Raw genomic sequence first — 6,968 nt, 5'->3', positions numbered from 1 at the left:
CCGAACGCCGGCGGGGCGAACGCGGCCGGTGCGAGGGCGGAGAGTGCGAGCAGCAGCGCAAGCGCCATCGACAGCGCGCAACGTGCCGGCGTTCGCGCCGGCAGGACGGGGAAACGGTGCATGGCGGGCTCCTTACAGGCGAATATGATGCGGTTGGCACCATTATCCGGAGGTCCTTCGCCTCGCCGGCAAACCGTTGCCCCCACGTCATGCCGGCTTCCAATCTGCCGCCTTTCCGTTGCCGTCCCGTCGATGCGGGCGCCGGCTGCCCTGAAGCGAAAGGAGGTCTCTCATGCGGGCAGGGCGGCCCCTGCGCAGGGCTGCCCTGCCCGTGGTTCGGCGGGCTCCGGCTCGCGTTCGCCTTACCGCTTGAAGCGCTCCTGTTCGGCCAGCTCGGCGTACCAGCGGGCGTAGACGTCGGGGCGGAAGTCCGGGTCGACGTCGGCCCACTGCTTGGCCAGGAAGGGCTTGTCCACGTAGGACAAGTCGATGGTGCCCAGGTGCAGCTCCTGTTCGTCGGAGCCGGGCGCGCCGCAGGGGCCGCCCGCGTAATAATGCACGGCCGGCACGTTCTTGCCGGGGCCTATCACGCTGCTGCCGCCCACGAAGTCATCGGAGATGGCGCAGCCCGTGCAGTTGGCCGAGGCGATGTACACGTCGTTGTTCGCGGCCAGGTACTCCAGCGAATCCTTGATGTTGCGGGCGGTCACGCCCGTGTTCACGGCGAACGGGTTCGCGATGAGGCGGCAGCCGCTCGCCCGGTAGTAGCGCATGATCTCGGAGAACACGAACGTGTCGTAGCAGATGCTCACGCCCACCGGCCCCCAGGGCGTGCCGAACATGAACGGCTCGTCGCCGCGGCCGGCCCAGGAGGGCTCGTCGGCCGGCAGGTGCATCTTGCGGTAGCGGCCCAGCACCCCGTCGGGCCCGCAGGCCACGGCGGCGTTGTACACGGTGCCGTCCTCGGCGCGCTCGGCCAGCCCGAACACGGCGTACACGCCCAAACGGTGCGTGGCCTCGGCCACGGCCTCGGTGGACGGCCCGGGGATGGGCTCGGCCAGCCGATGGTGCATGCGCTCGTCGCCCTCGTGGTCGAGGTCGGCGTCGTAGCCGGTGAGCGCCGTCTCGGGCAGCACCACGAGGTTCGCCCCGCGCGCCGCCGCGCACTCTAGGTATCCGATGATGCGGTTCAGGTTCCGCTCCTTGTCGCCCCAGCGCGGCTCGTACGTGACCACGGCGACGTTCATGATGTCCTTCATGGGTTTTCTCCTTCGATAGGGTCGGTTTCCTCTAGCGCAGCTTCCGCGTGGCGAACGCGCATACGGCGCCCGCCACGGTGAGCGGCACCATGAGGTAGAAGGCCATATCCCAGCCCACCGCCTCGATGAGCAGGCCCACCAGGCTGGAGCTTAAGAAGATGCCCACCCATTGGAACGTGTTCAGCAGCGCCACGGCCATGTCGTCCTGCGCGGGCGGCACCAGTTCGGCCACGGCCGAGAAGCACAGCCCCACGATGCCCATGACCGCGATGCCGAACAGCACCACCAGCACCACGAACACCCCGGTGGGCCAGGAGGGCATGAGCGCGTAGGTCACGGCGCTGGCCAGCATGAGCACGCCGAGCGGCTTCTTGCGCGAACCCATCTTGTCCGACACCATGCCCGTCACGATGCCCACAGGTATGCCCACGAGCGGCGCTATGCTCACGATGGAGCTGGCCGCCGCCGCGTCCATGCCGCGCACCTCGGCCAGGTACGTGGGCGGAAACGAGATGACGCCCTGCTCGGCTATCAGGTACACCATGAGCGTGAGCCCGACGAGCCACACGCCCGGGTTCAGGAACACGTCCTTCGAGAACAGCTTGGCCGGCGCGGCCGGTGTGTCGGCAGACGCCCCCGTGCCCGGCGCCTCCTCGGCCGGCGCGGCCGCCGCCGCAAGCGACGCGTCCAGGTTGCGCAGCGCGACGATCCACGCCACGAGGAACACGGCGGCGTAGACGGCCGTGAACCACCACACGTTCTCCCACGCGCCGCCCTCGGCGATGCGCGGCGCCAGGTTGAACATGGCTATCTGGCCGAACGCCATGAAGCACATGAGCAGGCCCATGGCGCTGCCGCGGCGCTTGTCGTCGAACGAGCTGGCCACGGCCGCCGGCCCCAGCGTCATGAGCAGGATGAGCCCCACGCCCTCCACGATGCGGCTCCCCAGCATGACGGCGTAGCCCGCATCGAGCGCGCCCACCACCGAGCCGGCCAGGATGGCGGCCAGCGCGACGATGCCCGTCTTGTAGTACCCCAGCTTCGCGATGATGACGCCGCTGGGAATGGCCAGGAATATTCCCGAGAACACGAACACCGAGATAAGCAGCCCGGCCTGCCCGGCGCCTGCGAGCCCCATGCTCTCCGTGAGCACCGGCACGATGGGCGCCACCTTGTTCAGGCACATGGCTCCCGCCGTCATGGACATGAGCATCATGAACAGCACGAGCCCGGGAGAGATCTTCTTGCGTTCCGTCATGGTCTTCACCCCTTTCGCGGCCTTCCTGCCGCCTCCGTGCGCGCCACGGGCCCGCCCCGCCCGAAACCGCAGGTGGGCGGTGGCCGCGCTCATACCTCCCGTACTGCTCCCAGCTTACGCGCGGGCTTCCCTATAGCGGAACGAACGATATGGAGAGGGGTATCAATAGTCACGTGAGGCCGATTCAAAACGCGCGCCCCGCTGCGTAGAATGGGGGCGTGGGGCCGGCGCGCGCGGGCGGGCCGGAACGCGGGAGCGGAGTGTCGGCGGAGGGAGGCGGCGCGCCGGTTGCGGGCGATGCGGGGAAGGGAGGCGGCCATGGACACGCGCGATCTCAAGGTGTTCGTGGCCGTCTACGAGACGAAGAGCATCACCCGTGCGGCGAAGGACCAGTTTCTAAGCCCCCAGGGGTGCAGCAAGATCATCCAGAAGATAGAAGGCGAGCTGGGCACGTCGCTGTTCGCCCGCAACCACTTCGGCGTTGCGCCCACGCCGCAGGGGGATGCGCTCTACCGCCGCGCGCAGATGGTCATTCGCCTGCTCGACGGCGTGAAAGACGAGGTGGAGGCCGCCCGTGCGCTCAAGTACACGCTGAACATCGCCTCGACGCAGGGCGTTTCGGAGTACCTCTCGCTCGCGTTCGTCCGCGATTTCGCCGAAAGCCATCCGCATATCAGCCCGCGCATCATGGAGAGCCCCGACGCCATTGCCAAGCAGCGCTTGGCTGACAACGCCGCCGAGATCGGCGTGCTGGGCGGGCCGGTGGACCTGTCGGTGTTCCATGCTGTGCCGTTCACGAGCCACCGGCCCTGCCTGGTCATCAACGAGGCGAACCCGCTTGCGCGCAAGGCGGCGATCGATTACGTCGATTTGGACAACCAGCCGCTCGCAATGGTCAGCCGCGAGTTCGCCTCGCACCACCTGGTGGTGAACCGCTTGGCGAACGCGGGCGCGCATGTGGACATCGTCATGGAGGCCACGGAGCTGGATCTGTGTCATCGCCTGGCCGAGCAGGGCGATGCCATCGCCGTGTCGTTCGACTTCGCCGCCTGGGGCGGCCGTCGTGCGCACACGGTCATCCGCCCCTTTGCCGACCGCACGTTCGCCTGGGAGACGTTCGTCGTCCGCAAGGCCGGCGCCGGCCTGTCGCCCCAGGCCCAGGAGTTCTGCGACTTCGCCTTGGCGTGGGTAGCCGACCATCGTGCCGACCTCTTCCAATGGCCGGGCGCGTGAGGGGGCTTGGCGGCGAAGGAGGGGCTTTGCCCTGGAGGGTTTTCCGGAAAGGCCGGGGAATCCCGTTTTGTGCCGACATGCCTCCTTGGCGGGGCCTTCACGATGCGACAAGCGATCGGAAGAGCTCCCCGCGAGCGCGGGTGCTCCACCCCCGCTTGCTCCTGATGCGCGCGCCCAGCGCACGGGCGACCTGATGAGCGAGGCGGTCGAGCCCTCGGCCGTCCATGACCTGATCGCGCGTTGCGGTTATCGTCGTCACGCTCAAGGACGTCAGGTCGTTTCGCCTTCGCGCGTCGTTCGCTATCCTGCTCGGACCCGTGTGCTCCAGGTCGCTGTCGTACTCGAGCGCGACGCGGGCTTCGGGCCAGTAGAGGTCGCAGAGGTAGTACCGCCTCTCCATCGCGTTCGGTCCGCTTTGCAGGGCGTCTATGCGATGGTTGAGGATCGGCCGCGGGAGTCCGTAGCCGCCGAGCCGAAGGGGGAGACCCAGGATCAAGGCCAGTGCCGTCTCCATGGGGGAGCCGGAGGATGCGGCTACGAGGCATGCCGCCTTGCGAGCATCCGCCAGGCCTCTCATGCCGGCGCATCTTCCCAGATATGCTTCGAGGGCGCGGGGCGTGGTCGGGGGAAGGACGCGCTCATATCCCGCCGAACCGTTCGGTTGCAGCGTGTAGAGCGAGCACAGCTCGGTTCCCAGCTTCACGAGGCTCACGAATGGCAGCGAGGCTGCCATCTGTGCGAAGCACAACTCGGGCGAGCCGAGCAGCAGATCGTCGCCGACACGTACGAAAGAGCCGCAAGACAAAGGGGCCGACCGCACATGGCACCGTGTGGACTTAAGGGAGTTTACAGCATTCTTGTGGGGAACGAGCAAGTGCAGCGGCTCCGATGCGAATGCGAGCACCCCTTCCCTCAACCTCCGGACCTCCCCGGCAAAGGGCTTGCAGGCGCGAGGTGCTTCTGCTCGCGATCCTGCGAAGGCGCCCGCCTCGGCGCAGGCGATATCCAGGCGGTCCATCGCCAGCGCAGTTGCAAAGCGCTCGACGTCTGCCGCTCCAGCCGGCCGGTGCCAAGGGGCGATCGACGGCCCGCCGAGCAGGGCGTCGAACCGTCCCGATTTCCAGCATTCTGCTGCTGTGCTATGCGATAAGAAGATTGCCATGGCCGCATCCTAGCGCGCTTGAGCCAGCGATATCTTCGCGTTGCCCTATTGTTGAGAGGACGTAACGAGGCGCAGGTGGTGCGGCCTCCGATTCCTGTGCTTTATAAACATAAGTTGAAGAGTAATGGACAAAAAGAGGCACTAATCTATAGATTTCTGCTGAACTTGGCAATTCCGAAAAAAGTAAATTTTGATACTGCCTGGTCATACGGCTATCGAACAAATTATCCTCAGAAAATAATAAAGATTAGTCGGTGTTTTTGCCCAAGGCTGCAGCGCCGCAAGGCGTGCAGGTGCCGATGGCTGCGGGTCGCCGGCATAGGCCGCAGGTGCAAGCCGATCTCGTGGAGGGGGAGGCGGCGGGCAGACGGGCACGGGCGCGGTGTGCTATGCTGCTGGGAGCAAACAGGTGCCTCGCCGCGCAGGCGGGCGGGGCTGCGAGAGGCAAGGAGCTAGCATGCGCCAAGGGAGCGCCCCGAATTTCTGCCCGCCGGTTGAGGAGGGCGTGACGCTCGAGTTCGTCGACGAGAGAGGTGATGCCGTAACGTTGGAGTTCCTCGGGCTCGTGCTGCACGGCGAGCGCCGCTACGGGTTCTTCTTCCCCGTGTCGGAGGACGAGCCGGCCGGCTCGTCGGGCGAGGTCGTGCTGCTGGAGGTGACGGAGCTGGACGAGGACGGCCAGCCCTCGGCTTTCGAGCTGGTGGAGGACGAGGGAGTGGCATCCGAGGTATACGCCGACTTTCGCCAGGCTACCAAGGACCTCTACGATTTCGCGGACTGACCGCGCGGGCTTCCCGGCGCCCTTTCGGGCGCGATGCGGCCTGCGCGGCACCTTCGGGCGCGGGCCGCAGGCGTTTCGGGGCTGGCCGAACCTGCTCGCCGGACGTCAGCGCCCGAACGGGTCCCAACCGCCCTCCGGCTTCACCAGCTCGGACTGGGCGATGGCTGCAAGGTACATGACCTCGTGGTTTATGGCCTTCTCAAGGCGGCAGACCTCCTCCTCGGTCTCGGCCATGGCGAATATGTGGGCAGTTGCGGCCTTGATCGCCTCCATCTGCCGTTCGTACTCTGCGTGCTCCATCGTTGTCCCCGTATCTCGGCGTCCGGTCATGACACTTACGCCAGTGCTTATATATAAGCGTGTGACCAGTTGTTTTATCCGTGTGCTGTAAACTATAGTTTACGACATTTCTCCGGCCCGATACTAGCCTTTTCGAGCATGGGGAATATTACACTGAAAGCCCAACTCGGTGCCAATATTGCGGAACTGCGAACGAGGGCCGGACTGTCCAAGACTACGTTCGCGCTCATGATCGGGGTGAGCAGGCTCTACCTGGGCAACATAGAGAGCGGCGCCGCAAACCCCACGGTTGACGTGCTGGAACGCATCGCCGACGGCCTGGGTACGAGCGTGAGCGCGCTGTTCGGCGACGAAGGCTGAAAGCGGGGCTCCGAGCGACGGGAGGCTCACGAGGGCCGACCGGTGCCAAGCGGGCCTTGCGGCCCGCCCTTCCCGTTCGCGCCGAGGGGGCTAGAAAACCAGCGGCTTCCACTCGTCGTGGTTGCAGATCCAGGCCTGCGGGTCTTCCACCGAGAAGTACACGAGCGTGGGGTCGTGGGGCCCGTCGTAGTGCTCGCCCAGGCCGGTGAGGTGGTCGTAGCCCGCCTGGCGAATGTCATCGCCCACGCGGTCGTCAAGCCCTGCGATGCCGCGCAGGATGAGCCAGCCGTGGCCGGGCCACCACGACGTGGCCTCGAAGCGCTGGTTGGCCAGCAGCTCCTCCCACACGTCCTTGGTGGTGGCCGTGCAGAACCACAGCTTGCCGTCCTGCTCGGCGGCGAAGCTGAACGGGCGCACGTGCGGCTGGTCGTCCACGCTCGTGGCGAGGTACCACGCGGGCACGCTGGTGAGGTACTGGAGGACGGTCTCGTTTCCGGTCATGGAGTGCTCCTTCTTGGTCGTTGTCCTTCGGGCGCCGGGCGTGGTTGCCTGGCGCGGTCTTCGTTGTCGGGGCGGTCGCCCGCCCGGTCGGCTGCCGGCGGCCGGGGGAGGGGC

8 protein-coding genes are annotated in these 6,968 nt (G+C 66.6%); 3 read left to right on the top strand and 5 right to left on the bottom strand.

From position 1 onward, the window contains the following. Positions 1-362 precede the first annotated feature (362 nt). Positions 363-1,259 (bottom strand): carbon-nitrogen hydrolase family protein, encoded by an 897-nt coding sequence (locus GPA_RS11445; RefSeq protein ID WP_015539957.1) that lies wholly within the window; start codon positions 1,257-1,259, stop codon positions 363-365. Positions 1,260-1,290: 31 nt separating this feature from the next. Then, positions 1,291-2,517, bottom strand: a complete 1,227-nt coding sequence (locus tag GPA_RS11440; protein ID WP_041239537.1) for an MFS transporter — start codon at positions 2,515-2,517, stop codon at positions 1,291-1,293. A 318-nt stretch (positions 2,518-2,835) separates the two neighbouring features. Between GPA_RS11440 and GPA_RS11435 the strand changes: the two genes are divergently transcribed. Further along, on the top strand, positions 2,836-3,750 hold the full coding sequence (locus GPA_RS11435; RefSeq protein WP_015539956.1) for a LysR family transcriptional regulator: 915 nt from the start codon (positions 2,836-2,838) through the stop codon (positions 3,748-3,750). Between the two features lie 97 nt (positions 3,751-3,847). On the opposite strand, the gene GPA_RS20210 is transcribed toward GPA_RS11435, so the two are convergent. Continuing rightward, complete coding sequence (locus GPA_RS20210) at positions 3,848-4,264, bottom strand: hypothetical protein (protein ID WP_231847636.1); 417 nt, start codon at positions 4,262-4,264, stop codon at positions 3,848-3,850. Positions 4,265-5,369: 1,105 nt separating this feature from the next. Between GPA_RS20210 and GPA_RS11425 the strand changes: the two genes are divergently transcribed. Beyond that, positions 5,370-5,693: a DUF1292 domain-containing protein gene (locus GPA_RS11425; protein WP_015539954.1), complete on the top strand. Its 324-nt coding sequence runs from the start codon at positions 5,370-5,372 to the stop codon at positions 5,691-5,693. 105 nt (positions 5,694-5,798) lie between these two features. Here GPA_RS11425 and GPA_RS11420 read toward each other — a convergent pair whose 3' ends face one another. Further along, on the bottom strand, positions 5,799-5,993 hold the full coding sequence (locus GPA_RS11420; RefSeq protein WP_015539953.1) for a hypothetical protein: 195 nt from the start codon (positions 5,991-5,993) through the stop codon (positions 5,799-5,801). A 138-nt stretch (positions 5,994-6,131) separates the two neighbouring features. Here GPA_RS11420 and GPA_RS11415 point away from each other — a divergent pair, with 138 nt between their 5' ends. Further along, complete coding sequence (locus GPA_RS11415; protein WP_041239536.1) at positions 6,132-6,353, top strand: helix-turn-helix domain-containing protein; 222 nt, start codon at positions 6,132-6,134, stop codon at positions 6,351-6,353. 90 nt (positions 6,354-6,443) lie between these two features. On the opposite strand, the gene GPA_RS11410 is transcribed toward GPA_RS11415, so the two are convergent. Beyond that, positions 6,444-6,854 carry a pyridoxamine 5'-phosphate oxidase family protein gene (locus GPA_RS11410; protein WP_015539951.1) on the bottom strand — a complete coding sequence of 137 codons (411 nt, stop codon included), beginning with the start codon at positions 6,852-6,854 and terminating at the stop codon, positions 6,444-6,446. Between the last annotated feature and the right edge of the window lie 114 nt (positions 6,855-6,968).

This window comes from Gordonibacter pamelaeae 7-10-1-b, from assembly GCF_000210055.1.
Taxonomy (GTDB): Bacteria; Actinomycetota; Coriobacteriia; order Coriobacteriales; family Eggerthellaceae; genus Gordonibacter; species Gordonibacter pamelaeae.
Note: the sequence above shows the minus strand (reverse complement) of the source record. Positions and strands in the feature narration are given on the sequence as shown.